Source organism: Serinicoccus marinus DSM 15273 (assembly GCF_008386315.1).
GTDB lineage: Bacteria > Actinomycetota > Actinomycetes > Actinomycetales > Dermatophilaceae > Ornithinicoccus > Ornithinicoccus marinus.
Genome location: NZ_CP043808.1, coordinates 1,872,692 through 1,897,007, shown reverse-complemented (window position 1 = coordinate 1,897,007; position 24,316 = coordinate 1,872,692). Strand labels below are relative to the sequence as shown.

The window sequence follows — 24,316 nt, the reverse complement described above, 5'->3', positions numbered from 1 at the left end:
CGTCAGGGACAATGACCGACATGACCGTGAGCCTGTGGGGAGGCCGCTTCACCGGCGGCCCCAGCGACGCCTTGGCAGCCCTGAGCAAGAGCACGCACTTCGACTGGCGGCTGGCGCCGTACGACCTGGCCGGGTCGCGTGCCCACGCACGCGTCCTGCACCGGGCGGGCCTGCTGTCGGACGAGCACCTGGAGGCGATGCTCAGCGCGCTGGGGCGACTCCGGGCCGACGTGGACGCGGGCACCTTCGTGCCGCTGCCGGAGGACGAGGACGTGCACACGGCCCTGGAGCGGGGCCTCATCGAGCGTGCCGGTGCCGACGTCGGGGGTCGGCTGCGCGCCGGCCGCTCCCGCAACGACCAGGTCGCGGCGCAGTTCCGCATGTACCTGCGTGACCAGGCCCGCCTGCTCGGCGCGAAGGTCCTGGACGTCGTGCAGGCCCTGGTCGACCAGGCCGCGGCCCACCCGGACGTCGCGATGCCGGGGCGCACCCACCTCCAGCACGCGCAGCCGGTCCTGCTGGCCCACCACCTGCAGGCGCACGCCTGGGCGCTGCTGCGCGACGTCGAGCGGCTCGTCGACTGGGACGCGCGGGCGGCGGTCTCGCCCTACGGGTCCGGCGCGCTCGCAGGCTCCTCGCTCGGACTCGACCCGGTCTCCGTCGCGCACGACCTCGGGATGCCGCGGGCCGCCGAGAACTCCATCGACGGGACCGCCTCGCGCGACTTCGCCGCCGAGATGTCCTTCGTGCTCGCCATGGTGGGGGTGGACCTGTCCCGGCTGAGCGAGGAGGTCATCCTCTGGGCGACCGCCGAGTTCGGCTTCGTCACGCTGGACGACGCCTTCTCGACCGGGTCCAGCATCATGCCGCAGAAGAAGAACCCCGACGTCGCCGAGCTCGCCCGGGGCAAGGCCGGCCGGCTCATCGGTGACCTGGCCGGCTGCTGGCGACCCTCAAGGGGCTGCCGCTGGCCTACAACCGTGACCTGCAGGAGGACAAGGAGCCGGTCTTCGACGCGGTCGACACGCTGGAGGTGCTGCTGCCGGCCGTGTCAGGCATGGTCGCGACCCTCCAGGTCCACGAGGAGCGGCTGGAGGAGCTCGCGCCGCAGGGCTTCTCCCTCGCCACGGATGTCGCGGAGTGGCTGGTCCGCCAGGGCGTGGCCTTCCGGGTCGCCCACGAGGTCGCCGGCGCCTGCGTCCGCACGTGCGAGGAGCGGGGGATCGGCCTGGCGGACCTGGACGACGACGACCTCGCGGCCATCAGCGAGCACCTGACGCCCGGGGTCCGCTCGGTGCTGTCCGTGCCCGGGTCACTGGCCTCGCGCAACGCCCACGGCGGCACGGCACCGGTCCGGGTGACCGAGCAGCGCGCCCACCTGCTCAAGCAGGTGGCCCGGTTGCGGCACTGGGTCGGCGAGCTGCCCGTCGTGCGCGACTGAGCCGGTGGCCGGTCACCGTCGGTGGACCCGGGCGGAGCTGGCCGGTCCGGTGCTGGACGTGGCGCCGCTGCTCCTCGGGAGCCTGCTGGTCCACGGTCCGGTGGCGCTCCGGATCACCGAGGTCGAGGCGTATGCCGGCACCGACGACCCGGGGTCGCACGCCTTCCGCGGCCCGACCCCGCGCACCCAGGTGATGTTCGGCCCGGCCGGTCACCTCTACTGCTACTTCAGCTACGGCATGCACTGGGCCGCCAACGTCGTCACGGGCGAGGCGGGCCGGGCCTCGGCGGTCCTGCTCCGCGCCGGGGAGGTGGTCCGCGGCGACGAGGTCGCTCGCGAGCGGCGGCAGCGTGCCCGCCGGTCCGCCTCGGTGGTCACCGACCGGGAGCTGGCGCGCGGACCGGGCAACCTGGCGCGCGCGGTCGGCCTGGGCCGGGAGCAGGACGGCCTGGACCTCTGCGCGGCCGGGGCACCGGCATACCTCACGCATCCGGAGCCGGCGAGCCGGGCACCGGTGGTGCGGCGTGGTCCCCGGGTGGGCGTCAGCGGCGAGGGTGGGTCCGGGCGCCGCTACCCGTGGCGGTTCTGGCTGGACGACGAGCCGACGGTCTCGACCTACCGGGCCGCCGTGCGCCGCTAGGCTGTGCGGGCGGCGTGGCCGGACGGCCACGCCCCGACGACGAAAGGACCGGGAACGGTGACCAACATCCTCGACGAGCTGCAGTGGCGTGGCCTGGTGGCGCAGACCACCGACGAGGCCGCGTTGCGCGAGGCACTCGAGGAGCCCGTCACGGTCTACTGCGGGTTCGACCCGACGGCGCCCTCGCTGCACTTCGGCAACCTGGTGCAGCTGGTCGTGCTGCGCCACCTGCAGCGGGCCGGGCACCGCGTCATCTGCCTGGTGGGTGGCTCGACCGGCTCATCGGCGACCCCAAGGCCACCGCCGAACGCACCCTCAAGACCAAGGAGGAGGCGGCGGCCAACGTCGCCCGCATCCAGGAGCTGGTCGGGCCGTTCCTGGAGTTCGGCGGCGACAACCCGGCGCTCATGGTCAACAACCTGGACTGGACCGCCCCCCTGAGCGCGCTGGACTTCCTGCGCGACGTCGGGCAGCACTTCCGGGTCAACCAGATGATCCGCAAGGACGCCATCGCGGCGCGGCTGGAGAGCCAGGAGGGGATCTCCTACACCGAGTTCAGCTACCATGCTGCAGGGTCTGGACTACCTGCACCTCTACCGGGAGTACGGCTGCACGCTGCAGACCGGCGGCCAGGACCAGTGGGGCAACCTCACCGCAGGGGTGGACCTCATCCACCGGGTGGAGGGAGCCGCGGTGCAGGTGCTCACGACTCCGCTCCTGACCGACGAGAACAACATGAAGTACGGCAAGTCGGAGGGCAACGCGGTCTGGCTCTCGGCCGACATGACCTCGCCCTGGGCCTTCTACCAGTACTGGATCAACGTCGCCGACTCCGAGACGCCCAAGCTGCTGCGCGTCTTCACCGACCGCACCCAGGAGGAGATCGCCGGTCTGGAGGAGTCAGCACGCGAGCGGCCGCACCTGCGCGACGCGCAGCGGGCGCTGGCCGCCGACGTCACCACCCTGGTCCACGGGCAGGAGGCGACGCACCAGGTCGAGATGGCCAGCCAGGTCCTCTTCGGGCGCGGGGACCCGCACGCGCTGGACGAGCAGACGTTGCGGGACGCCACCGCCGAGCTCCCGGGCGCCGAGGCACCGGCGGGCACCCCGCTCGTCGACGCCCTGGTGGTGACCGGCCTGGCCGACAGCAAGGGCGCGGCCCGCCGGCTCCTCGCGGACGGGGGAGTCAGCGTCAACAACCGCAAGACCGGCGACGCAGAGCTCTCGCTGGCCGAGGACGACTTCCTGCACGGCCAAGTGGTGCTGCTCCGCCGTGGCCGCAAGAGCCTGGCAGCGCTCCGAAAGGCCTCCTGACCTGCGGATTTGTGTGCACGGGGAGACCTGACCTAGAGTTGCTCCTCGCCGCACCGACAGGGAGGCACGGACACCGCACAGGTGGCCGGTCCCGGGTCCGGCAGCACGCCTCTCGACCTCTGGCAGACGCCAGGGAGCGAGTTTGACTCGCCGGAGTCGGGATGCGTAACCTTGAAGGAAGAAAGCCCCGGACATCACGGCGCCACAAACGCCGGATCATGGTGTGTGTCCGATTCTTGAGAACTCAACAGCGTGTTTGTTTTTTGATGCCATGTTTGTTTGGCCATGGCACTGGTCACCCCCGTGGTTGGTGTTGTGGTTTTTTTTGCCGGGTTTGTCTGGCTTTCCGGATGCTCATGTTTATGGGTTTTTGGTTTTTTCGGAGAGTTTGATCCTGGCTCAGGACGAACGCTGGCGGCGTGCTTAACACATGCAAGTCGAACGCTGAAGCCCTAGCTTGTTGGGGTGGATGAGTGGCGAACGGGTGAGTAACACGTGAGTAACCTGCCCTCCACTTCGGGATAAGCACTGGAAACGGTGTCTAATACTGGATGTGACATCAGCCTGCATGGGTTGGTGTGGAAAGATTTTTTGGTGGTGGATGGACTCGCGGCCTATCAGCTTGTTGGTGGGGTAATGGCCTACCAAGGCGACGACGGGTAGCCGGCCTGAGAGGGTGACCGGCCACACTGGGACTGAGACACGGCCCAGACTCCTACGGGAGGCAGCAGTGGGGAATATTGCACAATGGGCGCAAGCCTGATGCAGCGACGCCGCGTGAGGGATGACGGCCTTCGGGTTGTAAACCTCTTTCAGCCTTGACGAAGCCCTTTGGGGTGACGGTAGGGGCAGAAGAAGCACCGGCTAACTACGTGCCAGCAGCCGCGGTAATACGTAGGGTGCGAGCGTTGTCCGGAATTATTGGGCGTAAAGAGCTTGTAGGCGGTTTGTCGCGTCTGCTGTGAAAGCCCGGGGCTTAACTCCGGGTCTGCAGTGGGTACGGGCAGGCTAGAGTGTGGTAGGGGAGACTGGAATTCCTGGTGTAGCGGTGGAATGCGCAGATATCAGGAGGAACACCGATGGCGAAGGCAGGTCTCTGGGCCATGACTGACGCTGAGAAGCGAAAGCGTGGGGAGCGAACAGGATTAGATACCCTGGTAGTCCACGCCGTAAACGTTGGGCGCTAGGTGTGGGTCCCATTCCACGGGGTCCGTGCCGCAGCTAACGCATTAAGCGCCCCGCCTGGGGAGTACGGCCGCAAGGCTAAAACTCAAAGGAATTGACGGGGGCCCGCACAAGCGGCGGAGCATGCGGATTAATTCGATGCAACGCGAAGAACCTTACCAAGGCTTGACATACACCGGACGATCGCAGAGATGTGGTTTCCCTTTGTGGCTGGTGTACAGGTGGTGCATGGTTGTCGTCAGCTCGTGTCGTGAGATGTTGGGTTAAGTCCCGCAACGAGCGCAACCCTCGTTCCATGTTGCCAGCAACACCTTTGGGTGGTTGGGGACTCATGGGAGACTGCCGGGGTCAACTCGGAGGAAGGTGGGGATGACGTCAAATCATCATGCCCCTTACGTCTTGGGCTTCACGCATGCTACAATGGCCGGTACAAAGGGCTGCGATCCCGTGAGGGGGAGCGAATCCCAGAAAGCCGGTCTCAGTTCGGATTGGGGTCTGCAACTCGACCCCATGAAGTCGGAGTCGCTAGTAATCGCAGATCAGCAACGCTGCGGTGAATACGTTCCCGGGCCTTGTACACACCGCCCGTCAAGTCACGAAAGTCGGTAACACCCGAAGCCGGTGGCCTAACCCCCTTTGTGGGGAGGGAGCTGTCGAAGGTGGGACTGGTGATTGGGACTAAGTCGTAACAAGGTAGCCGTACCGGAAGGTGCGGCTGGATCACCTCCTTTCTAAGGAGCATCGTTCACACCCGCCGGCGCGTTTGTGGTGGTGGGTGTGGGTGGCCTCGTGGTGCACCCGAGTGTGGTGCCCGGGGTTGCTCGTGGGTGGAACATCAAGGAACTGTCGCTGCACTGTTGGTGCTGCTGTGTCTGGTCGAGTACGACCACGCGCCCTGTTTGTCTGGATCCCTGCTGTGGTGGGGGTCTGGGTGGGGTGTGGTGGTGGGGAAAGGTGGGGCGGTGGTGTCGGGGTGTGGTGCAAGCACGCTGTTGGGTCCTGAAGGATCGGACCCCGTGACCCCCTGATCACCCGTGTGGTGGTGGGGGGTGGGGTTGGGTTTTTCGGTGGCTGGGGCCCTGGTGCCGTGGGTCATACCCGTTCATGGTCATCACGTTGTGTGTGGTGGGTGTGGGTGTGTGGTGATCGTGTCGGTGTGGGTGGCTGGTTGTTGGTTGAGAACTGTACAGTGGACGCGAGCATCTGTATCTTTGTTGCTTTTTGTTAAGTTTTTAAGAGCGCACGGTGGATGCCTTGGCACGAGAACCGAAGAAGGACGTAGGAATCTGCGATAAGCCTCGGGGAGTCGATAACCAGACTGTGATCCGAGGGTGTCCGAATGGGGAAACCCGGCCAGCTTCATCGCTGGTCACCCGCACCTGAATGTATAGGGTGTGTGGAGGGAACGTGGGGAAGTGAAACATCTCAGTACCCACAGGAAGAGAAAACAACATGTGATTCCGTGAGTAGTGGCGAGCGAAAGCGGATGAGGCTAAACCGTAGTTGTGTGAGACCTGGTAGGGGTTGCAGCTGCGGGGTTGTGGGAGTTGTGTTGACCGGGACTACCATCCTGGTGCGTAGTGAGAAATCGTGTGGTGTAGGTGAAGGGTCTGGAAAGGCCTGGCGTAGACGGTGAGACCCCGGTAGCCGAAACACCCTCGACTGCGTGCATGACCACCCGAGTAGTACGGGGCCCGAGAAATCCCGTACGAATCTGGCAGGACCACCTGCTAAGCCTAAATATTACCTCGTGACCGATAGCGGACAAGTACCGTGAGGGAAAGGTGAAAAGTACCCCGGGAGGGGAGTGAAATAGTTCCTGAAACCGTGCGCTTACAATCCGTCGGGGCCTGCACCTTGTGTGTGGGTGACGGCGTGCCTTTTGAAGAATGAGCCTGCGAGTTAGTGCTCAGTGGCGAGGTTAACCCGTGTGGGGGAGCCGTAGCGAAAGCGAGTCCGAAGAGGGCGTTTTAGTCGCTGGGTCTAGACCCGAAGCGGAGTGATCTACCCATGGCCAGGGTGAAGCGCGGGTAAGACCGCGTGGAGGCCCGAACCCACTTAGGTTGAAAACTGAGGGGATGAGTGTGGGTAGGGGTGAAAGGCCAATCAAACTCCGTGATAGCTGGTTCTCCCCGAAATGCATTTAGGTGCAGCGTCATGTGTTTCTTGCCGGAGGTAGAGCTACTGGATGGCTGATGGGCCTAACCGGGTTACTGACGTCAGCCAAACTCCGAATGCCGGTAAGTGAGAGCATGGCAGTGAGACTGCGGGGGATAAGCTTCGTAGTCGAGAGGGAAACAGCCCAGATCACCAGCTAAGGTCCCTAAGCGTGTGCTAAGTGGGAAAGGATGTGGAGTTGCGAAGACAACCAGGAGGTTGGCTTAGAAGCAGCCACCCTTGAAAGAGTGCGTAATAGCTCACTGGTCAAGTGATTCCGCGCCGACAATGTAGCGGGGCTCAAGCACACCACCGAAGCTGTGGCACCAACACTTTGCTCAGCGCCACCCCTTTGTGGGTGGTGTTCAGGCGTGTTGGTGGGTAGGGGAGCGTCGTGCCGGGAGTGAAGCATCCGAGTGATCGAGGTGTGGATCCGGCACGAGTGAGAATGCAGGCATGAGTAGCGAAAGAAGAGTGAGAAACTCTTCCGCCGAATCACCAAGGGTTCCAGGGTCAAGCTAATCTGCCCTGGGTAAGTCGGGACCTAAGGCGAGGCCGACAGGCGTAGTCGATGGACATCCGGTTGATATTCCGGAACCGGCGAAGAACCGCCCAGTACTGAATCCGGGGATGCTGAGCGCCTGAAGCCACCCATAACCTGGCACCTTCGGGTGTTGGGGCGGGTGGTGGAACGCGCGACCCAATCTGGTAGTAGGTAAGCGATGGAAGGACGCAGGAAGGTAGCCTCCGCGTGGCGATGGTTGTCCACGTCGAAGAGCGCAGGGCCGGGGAGTGGTAAATCCGCCCCATGAGTGCCCGAGGCTTGATCGTGACCGCGTATGCGGGAAGTAGGGTGATCCTATGCTGTCAAGAAAAGTTCCTAGCGAGGTTCGAGCCGCCCGTACCCCAAACCGACTCAGGTGGTGAGGTAGAGAATACCGAGGCGATCGAGTGAATCGTGGTTAAGGAATTCGGCAAAATGCCCCCGTAACTTCGGGAGAAGGGGGGCCCGAGGCGTGAAACCCTTTGCGGGTTAGCGTTGAGGGCCGCAGAGACCAGGGAGAAGCGACTGTTTACTAAAAACACAGGTCCGTGCGAAGTCGCAAGACGATGTATACGGACTGACGCCTGCCCGGTGCTGGAACGTTAAGGGGACGGGTCAACCCATTCGGGTGAAGCTCTGAACTTAAGCGCCAGTAAACGGCGGTGGTAACTATAACCATCCTAAGGTAGCGAAATTCCTTGTCGGGTAAGTTCCGACCTGCACGAATGGCGTAACGACTTCTCCACTGTCTCAACCGCGAACTCGGCGAAATTGCACTACGAGTAAAGATGCTCGTTACGCGCAGCAGGACGGAAAGACCCCGGGACCTTTACTATAGCTTGGTATTGGTGTTCGGTACGGCTTGTGTAGGATAGGTGGGAGACTGTGAAGCAGCCACGCCAGTGGTTGTGGAGTCATCGTTGAAATACCACTCTGGTCGTTCTGGATTCCTAACCTCGGTCCGTGATCCGGATCAGGGACAGTGCCTGGTGGGTAGTTTAACTGGGGCGGTTGCCTCCTAAAAAGTAACGGAGGCGCCCAAAGGTTCCCTCAGCCTGGTTGGTAATCAGGTGTCGAGTGTAAGTGCACAAGGGAGCTTGACTGTGAGACAGACATGTCGAGCAGAGACGAAAGTCGGGACTAGTGACCCGACGGTGGCTCGTGGAAGCGCCGTCGCTCAACGGATAAAAGGTACCCCGGGGATAACAGGCTGATCCTGCCCAAGAGCTCATATCGACGGCATGGTTTGGCACCTCGATGTCGGCTCGTCGCATCCTGGGGCTGGAGTCGGTCCCAAGGGTTGGGCTGTTCGCCCATTAAAGCGGTACGCGAGCTGGGTTTAGAACGTCGTGAGACAGTTCGGTCCCTATCCGCTGCGCGCGCAGGAAACTTGAGAAGAGCTGTCCCTAGTACGAGAGGACCGGGATGGACGAACCACTGGTGTGTCAGTTGTTCCGCCAGGAGCACCGCTGATTGGCTACGTTCGGACGTGATAACCGCTGAAAGCATCTAAGCGGGAAGCACACTTCAAGATGAGGTTTCCAACACCCTTTGGGTGGAGAGGCTCCCAGCTAGACTACTGGGTTGATAGGCCGGACGTGGAAGCACAGCAATGTGCGTAGCTGACCGGTACTAATAAGCCGACAACTTAACAAACATCACAGCAACACAAGACAACATTTGCTTGCGTCCACTGCACGGTTCCCGACCCGCAACCACCCAGCACGTGGTTGACCACGAGGTCGACATTGTTACGGCGGTCATAGCGTCAGGGAAACGCCCGGTCACATTCCGAACCCGGAAGCTAAGCCTGACAGCGCCGATGGTACTGCACTGGAAACAGTGTGGGAGAGTAGGACACCGCCGGACCACCACTCAACGAAAGGGCCCACCCCCCAAGGTGGGCCCTTTCGTATGTTCGGACGTCGCTGGAGACCTGCGACACTGGTCCGGACACCAGCTGACCGAGAGGACTGGACGTGAACGACGATCGCCGGCGTGCGGGTCGAGGCGGCTCGGACCGGGACCGCGGCAGGGGGGCTCCCGTCCGTGGCCGGGGTGGCTCCCGTGACGACGTCGGACGGGACGAACGCGACAACCGCCGTCCGCCGCGGGTCCCCGAGCCGCCGCTGCCCGAGGACGCCGACGCGGGAGGGCTGGATCGTAGCCTGCGCTCCGAGCTGCGGACGCTGAGCAAGGAGAACGCCGAGGGAGTGGGTGGCCACCTGGTCATGGTGGGCCGGATGCTCGACGCCGAAGATCTCGACCGGGCGCTGGCGCACGCCGAGGCCGCGGCCCGTCGGGCGGGGCGCATCGCGGGCGTGCGCGAGGCGCTCGGCGTGGTCCACTACCGCCGTGGTGAGTGGTCCAAGGCGCTGGCCGAGCTCCGGACGGCGCGCCGGTTGAGCGGGTCGCAGCACCTGCTGCCGCTGCTCGCCGATGTCGAGCGTGGGCTGGGTCGCCCGGAGCGGGCGCTGGAGCTGGCGGCCTCGCCGGAGGCGGCGCAGCTGGGACCTGCCGAGCAGGTGGAGCTGGTGATCGTCGTGGCCGGCGCCCGGGCCGATCTCGGGCAGCACGCCGCCGCGGTGCTGCTGCTGGAGGAGCCCGCGAAGCGAAGCACCCCGAAGCAACCCTGGGCGGCGCGGCTGCGCTACGCCTACGCCGCAGCCCTGGAGGCCGACGGGCGCGAGGAGCAGGCGCTGGAGTGGTATGCCCGTGCCGCCGAGGTGGACGCGCTGGGTGAGACCGACGCCGCCGAGCTGCTCGGGCGGGGGGAGGAGAGCTGGGTCGTCGACCTCGGCGACGAGGAGGTCGACGATGGCGGCGAGGAGACCGTCGACGCAGCCGGCCCGGCGTGACGGTGGCGAGTCCGCCGACGCTGCCCGTGCGGGTGGGTCGGCACCGGCCGCCGCAGAGCCGGGTGCGTCCGAGCAGGCTGCGGACGATCGCCCGACGGCGACGCACGGGACGACCGGCTCGTGATCGAGGGGATGCTCTGCGACCTCGACGGGGTCGTCTACCGGGCGCACGAGCCGTGCGAGGGTGCGGTCGAGGCGCTGGCCGACGCCCGGGCCGCGGGCGTGCGCGTCCTCTACATGACCAACAACGCCTCGCGGACCCCCCAGCAGGTCGCTGCGCAGCTGCGGGACCTGGGGGTCACTGCCGAGGACGAGGACGTGATGACCGCCTCGCAGGTCGCCGCCGAGGTGCTCCGGGAGCGGCGTCCCGAGCTGCTGGAGGGCGGCCGCGTCCTGGCCGTGGGCGGCCCGGGTGTCGCCGACGCCCTTGGTGCCGTCGGCTTCGAGACCCTCGCCCCGCAGGACGTGGCGCACGCCGCGGGATCCGGCCGCGCACCGGAGATCGGGGCCGTGGTCCAGGGCTACGGACCACAGGTCGGCGTGATCGACCTGGCCGAGGCCGCCTACGCGATCCGCGCCGGTGCCGAGTGGATCGCCACCAACGACGACGCGACGCTCCCCACCGAGCGCGGCGAGGCTCCGGGCAACGGGTCGCTGGTCGCCGCGGTGGCGCACGCGACGGGGGCGGCGCCGCTGGTGGTCGGCAAGCCGCACGCCCCGGCATACCGCACGGCGCTGTCCCGTCTCGGGACCTCGCCCGGTGCGACGTTGATGGTGGGCGACCGGCTGGAGACCGACATCGGCGGCGCGGTCGCGGCCGGGCTGCAGAGCGCGCTCGTGCTCACCGGGGTCTCCACCCGGGACGACGCCGAGGCGACGCCGCCGGCCTGTCGGCCGGACCGCGTGGCAGCGACGATGATGGATCTCACCGACCTCTGGAGGACCTCGTGAGCGAGCACCCGGACCAGCAGGGTCGACCGGACACCGGCGACGCCGAGGTCGACGCCGCCCTACGGCGCCTCGAGGAGGCGCTCGACGGCACCGACGACGAGGTCGCGACGCAGGCCCTCGCACGGGCCCACCGTGAGCTCCAGGCCCGCCTCACCGATCCCGCTCCAGCCGCCCCGCCGGGGACCGAGGCCGGTTGACGCCCCGGTCGATGGGCGTGCGCCTGGACCGCGCGCTGGTCTCACGTGGCCTGGCGCCGAGCCGCACCCAGGCGCAGCTGCTCGTGCGTGACGGGCTCGTCCGGGTGGACGGTCAGCCCGTCCGGCGGGCGGCCCACCCGGTCCAGGAGGGCAGCGCGATCGTGGTCGCGGGCGACGGCACCGGGACCGAGGCCGAGTGGGTCCGGCGTGGGTGGGTCGGACGCGGCGCGGTCAAGCTGGCGCACGCGCTCGACTCCTGGCCCGACCTGGTGGTGGGAGGTCGCCGGTGCCTGGACGTCGGCGCCTCCACCGGTGGGTTCACGCAGGTCCTCCTCGAGCACGGCGCCGGCAGGGTCGTTGCGCTCGACGTGGGGCACGACCAGCTGGCCTCCGCCCTCGCGGCCGACCCGCGGGTCGAGGACCGGTCCGGGGTCTCCGTGCGCGACGTCGACCGGCCGCGCCTGGGTGGTCCCTTCGACCTCATCGTCGGCGACCTGTCCTTCATCTCGCTGACCGTGGTCCTGCCCGTCGTCGCCGACGTCGCGGCACCGGAGGGGGATCTGGTGCTGCTGGTGAAGCCGCAGTTCGAGGTCGGCGCCGAGGCGCTCGGGCGGGGCGGTGTGGTCCGCTCGTGGCAGCAGCGCGAGCAGGTCCTGCTCCGCCTCGACGCCGACGCCCGGCAGCACGGCCTCGCACCGCAGGACCTGCTGCGCTCACCGCTGCGCGGGGGAACGGGCAACGTGGAGTTCCTGTGGCGGCTCCGGCGGTGCGCCCACCCCGCGCCCTGCCCCTCTCCACCAGGCATGATGGGGTGCGGACCCGGGCCCGCGCAGATGGCTGCCCTGGCACGCACCCGAGCACAGGAGGACGGATGAGTCGGCGCATCATGCTGGTCACCCACCCCACCCGCTCGGACATGCCCGAGCTCGCGGGCGTCTTCGCGCAGCGGCTCGGGGAGCACGGCATCGAGGTGGAGACCGTCCCCGAGGCCGATCCCACCCACCAGGTCGTCACCGACACCGAGGTGGTCGCGCTCAAGAGCCCGGTGCCGCCGCACGTGGATGCCACCGGGTGCGAGCTCGTCGTGGTCTTCGGCGGTGACGGCACGATCCTGCGAGGGGCAGAGATCGCCCGACCGGCGGGCACGCCGCTGCTCGGGGTCAATCTGGGGCGCGTGGGCTTCCTCGCCGAGGCGGAGAAGGACGACATCGACGCGATCATCGAGCGGATCGCCGCGCGCGACTACCACGTCGAGGAGCGGATGACCCTCGAGGTCGACGTCCTCCACGACGGCCGTGTCGTCTGCCACAACTGGGCGCTCAACGAGGCCAGCGTGGAGAAGTCGTCCCGCGAGCGGATGCTCGAGCTCGCCGTGGAGGTGGACGGCCGGCCGCTGTCGACCTGGGGCTGCGACGGCGTCGTCATGGCGACGCCGACGGGCTCCACCGCGTATGCCTTCTCCGGCGGCGGGCCGGTGGTGTGGCCGGACGTCGAAGCGTTGCTGGTCGTCCCGATCTCCGCGCACGCCCTGTTCGCCCGCCCCGTCGTGCTCAGCCCGGAGGCGCACCTGGCGGTCGAGGTCGTGCCGCACAGCCATGTGACGGGCGTGATGTGGTGCGACGGCCGACGGACCGTCGAGCTGCCCCCCGGTGCCCGCATCGAGGTGCGGCGCTCGGCGACCCCGGTGCGTCTCGCGCGGCTCGGGACGGAGCCGTTCACCGACCGGCTGGTCGCGAAGTTCGCGCTGCCCGTCTCCGGGTGGCGTGGGCCGGCAGGCGGCCAGCACGGGGGCCGCTCGTGACGGTGCGTCGCATCCGTATCCAGCAGCTGGGGGTCATCGAGGAGGCCGAGCTCGAGCTCGCGCCCGGTCTCAACGTCATCACGGGGGAGACCGGCGCCGGCAAGACGATGGTCGTGAGCGGTCTCGGGCTGCTGCTGGGGGACCGGGCCGACGCAGGCATGGTCCGTGCCGGTGCGGCGCGGGCGGTCGTGGAGGGCGAGGTCGACGTGGCCCAGGACCACCCGGCGGCCCGGCGGGTCGTCGAGGCCGGCGGGGACGCCACCGACGGGCTCATCCTGGTGCGGTCGGTCGCGGCCGAGGGGCGGTCGCGGGCCAGCGTCGGTGGTCGCAGCGCCCCGGTCTCGGTGCTCACCGAGGTCGGTGAGCACCTGGTGGCGGTGCACGGCCAGGCCGACCAGTGGCGGCTGCGCGACGCCGACCAGCACCGGCTGCTCCTGGATGCCGCCGGAGGTCCGACGCTCGCCGCCGCCGGTCAGCGGTATGCCCAGGCGTGGGAGGAGTGGCAGGAGAGCCACCGCCGGCTGCAGGAGCTCAGCCGCACCTCGACCGAGCGCTCGCTGCGGGTGGGCGCGCTGCGCCGCGCGCTGGAGGAGATCGAGCAGGTCGACCCGCAGCCCGGCGAGGACGAGTCGCTGCGCGGCGAGGCCGACCGGCTGACCCATGCCGAGGACCTGCGCCGCGCCGCCCAGGAGGCGCACGAGGCGCTCGTCGGCGCCGACCCCGCCAGCGGCGCGGCCGACGTGCCCTCGGTCTCCTCGCTGCTGGCCGCTGCCACCGACGCCCTCGCCCCGGCGGCCGAGCACGACGAGCAGCTCGCCGACCTCCTGGTCCGGGTCCGCGAGGTGGCCTACCTCGCCACCGACCTGGCCCCGGACCTGGCCGCCTACGGCTCCGGGGTGGAGGTGGATCCCGGCCGGCTCGACGCCGTGCACGCCCGGCGCGCCGAGCTGACCGGTCTGCTGCGTCGCTACGGCTCCTCGACGCAGGAGGTGCTCGACTTCGCACGCGAGGCGGCCCTGGAGGTGGCGGCCATCGACGTCTCCGACGACGACCTCGCCGACCTGCGCACCCGCCGGGAGCAGCTGCGCACCGAGGTCGCGCGGACCGGTCTCGAGCTCGGCGCGCTGCGTCGCGAGACGGGCGAGCGGGTCGGGGCTGCGGTCACCGAGGAGCTGTCGCACCTGGCCATGGGGTCGGCGACGGTGCTCGTCGACGTCGCTCACCAGGACGTCGGGGACGACGGGCAGGACGAGGCCACGACCGAGGCCGGGGCTGCCGACGTGGAGCTCCCCGACGGCCGCCGGGTCCGGGCCTGGCGGCACGGCCTCGACGCCGTCGAGATCCGGCTCGCGGCCAACCCGGGCGCCCCGGCCCGCTCGGTGACCCGCGCGGCCTCCGGGGGTGAGCTGTCCCGGGTCATGCTGGCCCTGGAGCTGGTGTGCGGGGCCGGGGCGGCCCCCACCTTCGTCTTCGACGAGGTGGACGCCGGGGTGGGTGGTGCCGCCGCCCTCGACCTCGGGGCCCGGCTCGCCCGGCTGGCCCGGCAGGCCCAGGTGGTGGTGGTCACGCACCTGGGCCAGGTGGCCGCCCATGCCGACCAGCACCTCGTCGTGCGCAAGAGCACCGACGGGCAGGTCACGCGCAGCGGTGTCGTGGTCGTGGACGGTGCCGAGCGGGAGGCCGAGCTGGCCCGCATGCTGGGCGGGGTCGCGGACTCCGGAGCCGCACTGGAGCACGCCCGCGAGCTGCTCGAACAGCGCGGCGCCGTGGACGCGCGGTGAGCCCCCGCCGCTCCCGGGACCCCGACCCGGCCACGCCGCGGTCCGGAACCCTGCGGGTGGACGCACGGACCAAGCGCTTGACCGCCCGCCTCCAGGCCGGGGACGTCGCCGTCATCGACCACGCCGACCTGGACCAGGTGAGCGCCAACGCGCTCGTCACCTGCCGCCCCGCGGCCGTGGTCAACGCCGCGGAGTCCACGACCGGCGCCTACCCCAACATGGGCCCGCAGATCCTGCTGGACGCCGGCATACCGCTGCTCGACGCTGCCGGGCCCGACGTCATGGCTCTCGCCGAGGGCTCTCACGCCACCGTCGTCGGGGACCAGGTCCGGGTCGACGGCGTCGTCGTGGCAGAGGCCACCCGTCTGACCGGGGAGCAGGTCGCGCAGCGCCGGGAGCGGGCGCGGGGCAACCTGTCCGAGCAGATCGAGGCCTTCTCGCACAACACGATGGAGTACGTCCGCGCCGAGCGCGAGCTGCTGCTCGACGGCATCGGCGTCCCACCGCTGCGCACCGACTTCAGCGGACGGTATGCCCTGGTGGTCGTGCGCGGCTACCACTACAAGGAGGACCTCCAGACGTTGCGCCCCTTCCTGCGCGAGGCCCGCCCCGTGCTCATCGGGGTCGACGGGGGCGCGGACGCGCTGCTGGAGATGGGGCACCGCCCGGACCTCGTCGTCGGCGACATGGACTCGGTCTCCGACGCCGCGCTCACGAGCGGGGCCGAGCTCGTCGTGCACGCCTACCGCGACGGGCGGGCCCCCGGCCTGGAGCGGGTGGAGGCCCTCGGGGTGACCGACGCGGTGGTGCTGCCCTCGCCGGGCACCAGCGAGGACATCGCGATGCTCATCGCCGACGAGCTCGGCGCCGAGCTCATCGTCGCCGTGGGCACCCACGCCACGCTCGTCGAGTTCCTGGACAAGGGCAGGCAGGGGATGGCCAGCACCTTCCTCACCCGGCTGCGGGTCGGGAGCAAGCTGGTCGACGCCAAGGGGGTGAGCCTGCTCTACCGCTCCCGCGTCCCGACCGTCTCCCTGGTCTGGCTGGTCCTGGCCGGCCTGCTCGCCCTGCTCGTGGCCCTCGCGGTCACTCCCGGAGGCCGGGCTCTGCTCGGCGTGCTGGCCGTACGATGGGACGACGTCTGGGCCTGGATCGAGGGGTTGTTCTGAACGTGGTCGACTTCCGTTACCACCTGGTGTCGCTGGTCGCCGTCTTCATCGCGCTGGCGATCGGGATCGTCCTCGGGGCCGGACCGTTGCGCGAGGGGATCTCGGAGCGGCTCGACGACGAGGTGGCCGAGCTGCGCACCGAGCGCACCGAGCTGCGCAGCGAGCTCGACGTGCGGTCTCAGCAGGCCGAGGCCAAGGACGAGGCGGTCGACCTGCTGAGCCCACGCGGTGTCGCCGGCACCCTCAACGGCACCCGGGTGGCGATCGTGCTCCTGCCCGGGGTGGACCGCAACCACGTCGCCCTGCTCGAGGACCGGGTGACCGACGCGGGCGGCACCCTGGCGCTGCAGGCCGAGGTGGACCCGTCCTTCGAGAGCGGCGACACCGACCCCGAGGTGCTCGGGGAGCTCGGGTCACGGCTGGCGTTGCCGGAGGCCGACGACGGGGATGCCGCCGGCCCAGGGACGGTGCTGGCCGCGACCCTGGCGGGTGCCGACGCGCAGGGCGAGGTGGGGGCCTGGCTGGCTGCGGGGGAACGCCTGGAGGACGAGGGCTGGCTGGAGCTCACCTGGCAGGACGCCCAGGCGCCGGTGACCGACCGCCGTCCCCCGGAGGTGGTCCTCGTGCTGGGCGGCGGTCTGAGCGCCCAGGAGCTGGACCCCGACGACGACGGGGCCGAGCCCCGGTTGGAGCTGCGCGAGGAGCTCGTGTCCGGTCTGGCCTCGCTCGAGCTGCCGCTCGCCGTCGCCGCGGCCGGGACCGAGTCGGGCGCGCTGGCGCAGGGCGGTGGCCAGGACGGCCTGGTCACCGCGATCCGCGAGGACGGGTCGCTGCGCGACGAGGTGTCCACCGTCGACGACCTCGAGGGAGCCAGCGGGCGGGCCGCGGCCGTGCTCGCCCTCGCCTGGGAGATGCAGGGGGAGTCCGGGCACTACGGGCTGGGGGAGGGTGCCCAGGCGCCGGTCCCCGCACCGCCACCGCTCCGGCTCACGTCCGCCCCCGGCGCGGGGCAGGAGCCCCCTGCCGCCGAACCCGTGCCGGCGCCGGAGGACCCCGCCGTCACGACCGCCCCGTGACCCCTCCTGCTCGGACGATGCTCTCGGGCGCTCTCGTCGGCCTGACGGCCGCCGCGCTCAGCGCCGCCGTGGTGCGCGCCGACGAGCGGGGTCTGCTCCCCGGCGGCGGCCGCCGATGGCTGCGGCGCAACCACCGCGGGGACGAGGTCACTCTGATCGAGGGGGTGGCACTGTCGGTCGGGGTTCGCGGCTCCCCTGGTGGTCCTCGATCCGCCGGTGGCAGCCGCCGTCCTGCTCGCCGCGGGCGCCGGGGCCCTGGACGACCTGGACGGGCGGACGGACGTCAAGGGCCTGCGCGGCCACCTCGGGGCCCTGCGGCGGGGCGAGGTGACCACGGGGGTCCTGAAGATCGCGGTGCTCGGTGCCGCCGGGACGGTGGCCGCGGCGGCGACCGACCGGCATACCTCGCGCCGGAGCGTGGGTGCGGGCGTCGCGACCGCGGGGCTCGTCGCCGGTGCCGCGAACCTCGCCAACCTCTTCGACCTTCGTCCGGGGCGGGCGCTCAAGGTCGGAGTGCTCGCCGCCGTCCCGCTGGCCCGCCGACCGCCTGCCGCCGCGGTGCTCGGAGCCACGGCGACGCTGCTGCCCGACGACCTGCGTGCCCGCACCATGCTCGGTGACACCGGGGCCAACGCCCTCGGGGCGGCGCTCGGCGCGGCGGCGGCACAGGCTCTGCCTCCCGGCGGTCGGTGGGCGTGCCAGGCCGGCGTGGCCGGCCTGACGCTGCTGAGCGAGCGGGTGAGCTTCACCCGGGTCATCGAGGCGACCCCGGCCCTGCGGGAGCTGGACGCCTGGGGTCGTCGGTGAGCCCGTCCCCGAGCACCCGGCTCGGCGGGCAGGGTCTCCTCGCCGCGGCCGGGCTCGTCGCGGTCGTCACGCTGCTCTCCCGGGTGGTCGGGGTGGCCCGCTGGTTCGCCTTCTCCAGCAGCGTCGGGAGCACCTGCGTCGGCCAGGTCTACACGACCGTCAACCAGATCCCCAACGTCCTCTTCGAGATCGCGGCCGGCGGGGCGCTCGCCGCCGTGGCCGTGCCGCTGGTGGCCCGGCACCTGGACCGCGGCGAGGAGGACCTGGCCGACCGGACGGCCTCGGCGCTGCTGGGCTGGACCGTCGTGGTCCTGCTGCCGGTGGCGCTGCTGGTGGCCCTGGCCGCGGGGCCGCTCGCCGGTGCCCTGCTGGACGCCCCGGGTGGGGCAGCGGCGTGCTCCGCCGAGGAGGCACGGGCTGCCGGCCGGCTGATGCTCCTGCTCTTCGCGCCGCAGGTCCTCCTCTACGGCCTCGGCATCGTGCTCACCGGCGTGCTGCAGGCGCACCGACGCTTCTTCGCGGCCGCCCTGGCCCCGCTGGTGTCGAGCGCGGTGGTCATCGCCACCTACCTCGTCTTCGGTGCCCGCTACGAGGCCCAGATGCCGCTCACCGAGCTGCCGCGCGACGGTCTGGTGCTCCTGGCCCTGGGCACCACGCTCGGGGTCGCGGCGCTGAGCCTGCCGCTGCTCCTGCCCGCCTCGCGGCTCGGGGTCCGGTGGCGACCGACGCTGCGCTTCCCGGCGGGCTCGGGACGGGTCGCCGGCTCGCTGGCGGTCGCCGGGCTGCTCACCGTCGGGGCGCAGCAGGTCTTCACCGTCGTCGTGCTCGTGGTCGGCAACAGCGTCGGGGTCGGGGCCGTCCCGGTGTGGACGTATGCCCAGACCGTCTACCTCCTGCCCTACGCGGTGCTCGTCGTGCCGCTGGCCACCGCGGCCTTCCCCCGCCTGGCGGGAGACCGCGAGCAGGCGCGCGGCACGCTGCGGCGCACCGCGCGGGCCCTCGTGGTGAGCGCCCTCGCCGGCGGCGCGGCGCTGGTGGCCGCACGCGCGGAGGTGGGTGCGGTCTTCCTCGCGCTCGACCGCGGTGCCGATGGGGCGGGGCGTGCGGCCCTGGAGGCGCTGCCCGCCACGCTGGCAGGCCTGGCCCCTGGCCTGCTCGGCTTCGGGCTCGTGGCCCTGCTCACGCGGTCGTTGTATGCCGTCGACCGGCCGTGGTGGGCCGCCGCCGGGGCCGGCGGCGGCTGGCTGGCGGCCGCCGCCGGAGGGATCGCGCTCGCCGGGCCGGCCGCCGCTGGGGGTGTCGGCGACGTCCTGCTGCTGCTGGCGCTGGCGTCGTCGGCCGGGATGCTGGTGTCCGGCGCCGCGCTGCTGGTGCTCACCCGCCGCGCCTGGGGGAGACCGGCCCTCGCCGGGCTGGCACGCACGAGCGCCGTGGCGCTCGCGGGTGCGGTCCTGGGGGTGGTGCTGGCCGAGCTGCTCCCGGTGCAGGCCTCGACGATGGGGGACGCGCTGGCGTGGGGAACGGTGCGAGGCGTGCTGGCGATGGCGGGCGTGGCCGTGGCGGTGGCGCTGCTCGATCGGGAGACCTGGGCCCTCGTGCGCGACGGTGTCCTCGCGCGGCGCGCCGGCTCCCGGGCGGGTGGGTGACGTGCGCATCCTGCTCGCGACCTCGCTCGTCGCCGGCGGCGTCGGCCGCCACGTGCGCCAGCTCGCCGACGGACTCGTCACCGAGGGGCACGACGTGGTCGTGGCCTGCCCGGCGTCCGTCGCCGAGGCCTTCGACATGGGCGGGTCGGGGGCGCGGGTCCTCGAGGTCGAGGTCGGCACGACGCGGCCGGCCCAGGTCCCGTCCGCCCAGCGGGCGCTGCGCCGGGTCCTCCGCGGTGCCGACGTCGCGCATGCCCACGGCGTGCGCGCCGGGGCGGCCCTCGCCCTCGCGGGGCTGGGGCGGCAGCCGCGCCCGAACCTGCCCTCCGGGCCCGACCAGCACCGGCACCTCAGCCCGCGTCCGCCGCTCGTCGTCACCTCGCACAACGCACCACCTCCCGGGCGGGGCGCCGCCGCGGTCTACGAGGTCCTGGAGCGGATCGTCTGCCACCGTGCCGACCTCGTGCTCACCGTGTCCGACGACCTCGCGGACCGGGCACGTCGACGTGGCGCGCGGGACGTCTCGGCGGCGGTCGTGCCGTCCGGCGCCGCGGCAGTGGCCGACGACCGGACCCGCCAGGCAGCGGCCGGGACGCTGCGGGCCGAGCTCGGGCTGGCCGGGGCGGTCCCGCTCGTCCTCACCGCCGGACGGCTGGCCGAGCAGAAGCGCGTCGAGGCGGTGATCCGCGCGCACCACCTGATCGTCACCCGCGGCGCACCGCCGTCGCCGCGGCCGGTGCTCGTGGTCGTCGGCGACGGGCCGCTGGAGGCCTCGCTGCGGGCCCAGGCCGCCGCAGGACCGGGCGAGGTGCGCTTCCTGGGCCGGCGCGACGACGTGCCCCGGCTGCTGGCCGGCGCCGACGTCGTGGTCTCCGCGGCTCGCTGGGAGGGTCAGCCGCTCGTGCTCCAGGAGGCGCTGGCCGCGGGTGCTCCCGTCGTGGCCACCGACGTCGGCGGGACGGCAGCGCTGCTGGACGGCGCGGGCCTGCTGGTCCCGGGGGAGGACGGCGGCGACGAGCTCGCCGACCGGCTCGCCGCCGCGGTCGGCAGCCTGCTCGCGGACCCGGCTGCCCGGACCACGCTGACCGATCGCTCCCGGGAGCGCGCCGCCCGGCTGCCCACGGAGCAGGACGCGCTGACCGCGGTGCTGCAGGCATACCGACGGGTCGTGGGGAGCACGACGGGGGAGTGACCCGCCACAGGCCCGGCCGCCCAGCCGACGGCCAGATGGCGCGCCCGGAACGGCGCCACGCCGCGGGCGCACCCCTGCGCCGGGCGTCGGAGCCGTCACGTAGACTGCAAGCCCGTGGCGGAGACGACGACGAAGCACATCTTTGTGACCGGAGGCGTCGCCTCCTCGCTCGGGAAGGGACTGACGGCTTCCAGCCTGGGATTCCTGCTCCGCAGCCGGGGGCTGCGGGTGACGATGCAGAAGCTGGACCCCTACATCAACGTCGACCCGGGCACGATGAACCCGTTCCAGCACGGCGAGGTCTTCGTCACCGAGGACGGCGCCGAGTGCGACCTCGACATCGGCCACTACGAGCGTTTCCTCAACACCGACCTGTGGGGCCGCTCCAACGTCACCACCGGGCAGATCTACAACGACGTCATCGCCAAGGAGCGCCGCGGCGACTACCTCGGGGACACGGTGCAGGTCATCCCGCACATCACCAACGAGATCAAGGCGCGGATGCGCGCCGCCGCCGAGCGGCCCGAGGACGAGCGCCCGGACATCATCATCACCGAGGTCGGCGGCACCGTCGGCGACATCGAGTCGCTGCCCTTCCTCGAGGCCGCGCGCCAGGTGCGGCACGACGTCGGCCGCGGCAACGTGTTCTTCCTGCACGTCTCGCTCGTGCCCTACCTCGCACCGAGCGGCGAGCTGAAGACCAAGCCCACCCAGCACTCGGTCGCCGCCCTGCGCCAGGTCGGCATCACCCCGGACGCGCTGGTGCTGCGCGCCGACCGGGAGATCCCGGCCGGCATCAAGCGCAAGATCTCGATGATGTGCGACGTCGACTCCGACGCGGTGGCGGCGGCGGTCGACGCCCCGTCGATCTACGACATCCCCAAGGTGCTGCACTCGGAGATGCTCGACGCGTATGTCGTGCGTCACCTGGGCCTGCCCTTCCGGGACGTCGACTGGTCGGCCTGGGACGCACTGCTGGAGCGGGTGCACGAGCCGGAGCACCGGGTGCAGATCGCGCTGGTCGGCAAGTACGTCGACCTGCCCGACGCCTACCTCTCGGTCACCGAGGCCATGCGGGCCGGCGGCTTCCGGCACGACGCGAAGGTGGACATCCGGTGGGTGGCCTCGGACGAGTGCCGCACGGAGGCCGGGGCTGCCAAGGCGCTCGGCGGGGTCGACGCGATCCTCGTGCCGGGCGGCTTCGGGGTCCGCGGCATCGAGGGCAAGATCGGGGCGCTGCGGTGGGCGCGGGAGCGGCAGGTGCCGACGCTGGGCATCTGCCTGGGGCTGCAGGCGATGGTCATCGAGCACGCCCGGCACGTCGCCGGGATCGAGGGCGCCAGCTCCACCGAGTTCGACCCGGACAGCCCGGCGCCGGTGATCGCCACGATGGAGGAGCAGAAGTCCTTCGTCGAGGGGGCCGGTGACCTCGGCGGCACGATGCGTCTGGGGTCCTACCCCGCGGTGCTCACCGAGGGCTCGGTCGTGGCCGAGGCCTACGGCCAGACCGAGGTGACCGAGCGGCACCGGCACCGCTATGAGGTCAACAACGGCTATCGCGAGCAGCTCGCCGCGGCGGGCCTGGTCTTCAGCGGCCTGTCCCCGGACGGCACCCTCGTCGAGTTCGTCGAGCTGGACCGCGAGACGCACCCCTACTACGTCGCGACCCAGGCGCACCCGGAGTTCAAGTCGCGGCCCGACCACGCGCACCCGCTCTTCGCCGGGCTCGTGGCCGCAGCGCTCGAGGCGCAGCGCAGCCAGCGGCTCGTCGAGGTCGAGGGTCGGCAGCACCAGCACGAGCTGCCGGGCGCATGACGCTCGACGCGCCGCGGCTCGGCCCGGACGAGTTGCGCGACCGGCCGGGCCGGCGTGCGGTGCGGCGCTCGGAGGTCGCCATGAGGGGCGCCGTCTGGAACGTCCACCGCGACGAGGTCGAGCTGGACGACGGCCCCGCGACGCGGGAGTACGTCCACCACACCGGCGCCGTGGCCGTCCTGGCCGTGCGCGAGGACCGGGGCGCGCCGGAGATCTTCGTCATCCGCCAGTACCGCCACCCGATCGGCACCGAGGACTGGGAGATCCCCGCCGGGCTGCTCGACGTCGAGGGCGAGCCGCCGGAGGAGGCCGCGCGGCGTGAGCTCGCCGAGGAGGCGGACCTGCGGGCCGAGCACTGGGAGCCGCTGGTCAGCTTCACCCCCTCGCCCGGCGGCCTGGACGAGACGATCCACGTCTTCGTCGCGACCGGTCTGTCGGACGTGCCGCAGGCCGAGCGGCACGCGCGGGAGGGCGAGGAGGCGGGTATGCCGTGTGGCTGGGTCACGCTCTCCGACGCCGTCGCGGCGGTGCTGGGAGGCCAGGTGCGCAACGGACCGCTCCTGCTGTCCGTGCGGCGCTCGCGCGCCGGCTCGAGCGGGGTTGAATAGGCCGCGGCGGGCGGGCACACCGACGCGGTGCTCAGAGGGGTATGACGGTGGCGCCGAGCAGCCCGGTCAGCAGCTGCCAGCCGATGACGCCGAGCATCCCCCAGAGCAGGAGGAGAAGAAACCCGTAGCCGCCGCCCGAGCGACGCTCCGGTGGCGGGGCGCGGTGGTCGCGCCACCCGCCGAGTTCCCAGATGGCATACGCCACCACCCCGAGCCCGCCCGGCAGGCCGATCAGCCAGAACCAGAACCAGCGGTTCCCGTGCCGGGGGACAGGCCCCGCCACCACGAGTGCCAGCATGCCGCCCGCCAGCACCAGAGCGAGAACGGTGTGAACCCGTTCCGTCCGGCCGAGGTCGAGGTTCACGGTGCCTGCGGGGATCTGGCTCTCGACGAACTCCTGCTGGATCCAGGCCAGCTCCTGCTCCGACCAGGTGCCCCACATCGTGGGGGTGGGATCCACGTGACCAGGAACGGCGATGCGTGGCCGTCCATCGGCGAGCGTGTAGATCAGCTCGAAATCGCTGTCCTGGGAACCGTTGGCATCGACGAGTTCGGACCGCGGGTCTGTCCACCACCCTCCCGCGCCGGAGATGTCCGGCCTCGACTCCACGAGGGCGTAGCTGGTGATCCGACCGTCGGCGACGTCCCGGACCGCCGATGACTGACCGACGAGCTGCCAGCCGCCCGCGAGGCTCGCGATGACCATCGCGGACCAGAGCCCGACGACGACGATGCTCAGCAACGGCCTCAGAGGCAGGCGACGGCGACCACCGGACCCCGCACGGGTGATGCGCGACTCCGCGTCCTCCGCGACCTCACGGGCGTCCCTCGACATCCCGTCACCTTGTCACGACAGGGTGCGGGCGTCCTGTCGAGCTATGGCGGCGCCGCTGAATCCCGTCGCGACGTCGGTCGGCGCGGCCGTAGACTTGCTCCCGTGCCCGGGGCGGCGTGACGACCCGCCGGCCGCGCGCGGACGGCATACCTGTGCCAATCGCGCGGGACCATCCGCGGCGCCGCGCGTCCGGCGACACCGACGAGAGACGCCACGCGGGTCCCCCGTGCGGCGAAGGTGTGGTGGCACCGCGACCTGGCCCCCGCCCACACCTCCCGGGCTGCCCACAGCGGCATCGC

The 24,316-nt window shown here is 70.8% G+C and carries 15 protein-coding genes, 3 rRNA genes and 2 pseudogenes; 19 read left to right on the top strand and 1 reads right to left on the bottom strand.

The features are described from left to right. The first annotated feature begins 11 nt into the window (after positions 1-11). From argH to FU792_RS08785, 19 genes and pseudogenes are all read left to right on the top strand, one after another. A pseudogene (gene argH, locus FU792_RS08875) lies at positions 12-1,441 on the top strand (argininosuccinate lyase). 4 nt (positions 1,442-1,445) lie between these two features. After that, entirely contained in the window at positions 1,446-2,081 is a 636-nt protein-coding gene (locus FU792_RS08870; RefSeq protein ID WP_022925534.1) for a DNA-3-methyladenine glycosylase, read from the top strand. 3 nt (positions 2,082-2,084) lie between these two features. Then, positions 2,085-3,395 (top strand): annotated as a pseudogene (tyrS, locus tag FU792_RS08865) (tyrosine--tRNA ligase). Positions 3,396-3,771: 376 nt separating this feature from the next. After that, a 16S ribosomal RNA gene (locus tag FU792_RS08860) occupies positions 3,772-5,311 on the top strand. A 491-nt stretch (positions 5,312-5,802) separates the two neighbouring features. Further along, a 23S ribosomal RNA gene (locus tag FU792_RS08855) occupies positions 5,803-8,937 on the top strand. A gap of 96 nt (positions 8,938-9,033) precedes the next feature. Further along, positions 9,034-9,150 (top strand): 5S ribosomal RNA (gene rrf, locus FU792_RS08850). Together the 16S, 23S and 5S rRNA genes form the textbook arrangement of a ribosomal RNA operon. 110 nt (positions 9,151-9,260) lie before the next feature. Beyond that, positions 9,261-10,139 carry a tetratricopeptide repeat protein gene (locus FU792_RS08845; protein ID WP_238705964.1) on the top strand — a complete coding sequence of 293 codons (879 nt, stop codon included), beginning with the start codon at positions 9,261-9,263 and terminating at the stop codon, positions 10,137-10,139. Between the two features lie 120 nt (positions 10,140-10,259). Beyond that, positions 10,260-11,090, top strand: a complete 831-nt coding sequence (locus FU792_RS08840) for an HAD-IIA family hydrolase (protein WP_022924136.1) — start codon at positions 10,260-10,262, stop codon at positions 11,088-11,090. Then, a complete protein-coding gene (locus FU792_RS08835; RefSeq protein ID WP_022924135.1) occupies positions 11,087-11,287 on the top strand; it encodes a hypothetical protein in 201 nt (66 codons plus the stop codon). The genes FU792_RS08840 and FU792_RS08835 overlap by 4 nt, the downstream gene beginning before the upstream one ends. 11 nt (positions 11,288-11,298) lie before the next feature. Next, positions 11,299-12,162 carry a TlyA family RNA methyltransferase gene (locus tag FU792_RS08830; RefSeq protein WP_022924134.1) on the top strand — a complete coding sequence of 288 codons (864 nt, stop codon included), beginning with the start codon at positions 11,299-11,301 and terminating at the stop codon, positions 12,160-12,162. Then, entirely contained in the window at positions 12,159-13,088 is a 930-nt protein-coding gene (locus tag FU792_RS08825; protein WP_022924133.1) for an NAD kinase, read from the top strand. Before FU792_RS08830 ends, FU792_RS08825 begins: the two co-directional genes overlap by 4 nt. Before the next feature lie 2 nt (positions 13,089-13,090). Then, positions 13,091-14,869, top strand: coding sequence for a DNA repair protein RecN (gene recN / locus FU792_RS08820; protein ID WP_338101112.1), 1,779 nt, complete (start codon positions 13,091-13,093; stop codon positions 14,867-14,869). Further along, a complete protein-coding gene (gene steA / locus FU792_RS08815) occupies positions 14,866-16,038 on the top strand; it encodes a putative cytokinetic ring protein SteA (protein WP_022924131.1) in 1,173 nt (390 codons plus the stop codon). The genes recN and steA overlap by 4 nt, the downstream gene beginning before the upstream one ends. A 2-nt stretch (positions 16,039-16,040) precedes the next feature. Beyond that, positions 16,041-17,114 carry a copper transporter gene (locus FU792_RS08810; protein ID WP_022924130.1) on the top strand — a complete coding sequence of 358 codons (1,074 nt, stop codon included), beginning with the start codon at positions 16,041-16,043 and terminating at the stop codon, positions 17,112-17,114. A gap of 216 nt (positions 17,115-17,330) precedes the next feature. After that, entirely contained in the window at positions 17,331-17,921 is a 591-nt protein-coding gene (locus FU792_RS08805; RefSeq protein ID WP_238705963.1) for a hypothetical protein, read from the top strand. Beyond that, entirely contained in the window at positions 17,918-19,567 is a 1,650-nt protein-coding gene (locus tag FU792_RS08800; RefSeq protein ID WP_022924128.1) for a lipid II flippase MurJ, read from the top strand. Before FU792_RS08805 ends, FU792_RS08800 begins: the two co-directional genes overlap by 4 nt. After that, positions 19,560-20,759, top strand: coding sequence for a glycosyltransferase family 4 protein (locus FU792_RS08795; protein ID WP_202980372.1), 1,200 nt, complete (start codon positions 19,560-19,562; stop codon positions 20,757-20,759). Before FU792_RS08800 ends, FU792_RS08795 begins: the two co-directional genes overlap by 8 nt. A gap of 114 nt (positions 20,760-20,873) precedes the next feature. After that, entirely contained in the window at positions 20,874-22,574 is a 1,701-nt protein-coding gene (locus FU792_RS08790) for a CTP synthase (RefSeq protein ID WP_022924126.1), read from the top strand. Further along, positions 22,571-23,182: an NUDIX domain-containing protein gene (locus FU792_RS08785; RefSeq protein ID WP_149814700.1), complete on the top strand. Its 612-nt coding sequence runs from the start codon at positions 22,571-22,573 to the stop codon at positions 23,180-23,182. The genes FU792_RS08790 and FU792_RS08785 overlap by 4 nt, the downstream gene beginning before the upstream one ends. A gap of 31 nt (positions 23,183-23,213) precedes the next feature. On the opposite strand, the gene FU792_RS08780 is transcribed toward FU792_RS08785, so the two are convergent. Then, complete coding sequence (locus tag FU792_RS08780; RefSeq protein WP_022924124.1) at positions 23,214-24,017, bottom strand: hypothetical protein; 804 nt, start codon at positions 24,015-24,017, stop codon at positions 23,214-23,216. Positions 24,018-24,316 lie beyond the last annotated feature (299 nt).

Excerpts from the sequence above, each read along its gene's own strand:
- FU792_RS08830 (WP_022924134.1), top strand. The coding sequence starts at position 11,299 with ATGGGCGTGCGCCTGGACCGCGCGCTGGTCTCACGTGGCCTGGCGCCG.
- FU792_RS08825 (WP_022924133.1), top strand. The coding sequence starts at position 12,159 with ATGAGTCGGCGCATCATGCTGGTCACCCACCCCACCCGCTCGGACATG.
- FU792_RS08785 (WP_149814700.1), top strand. The coding sequence starts at position 22,571 with ATGACGCTCGACGCGCCGCGGCTCGGCCCGGACGAGTTGCGCGACCGG.
- FU792_RS08780 (WP_022924124.1), bottom strand. The coding sequence starts at position 24,017 with ATGTCGAGGGACGCCCGTGAGGTCGCGGAGGACGCGGAGTCGCGCATC.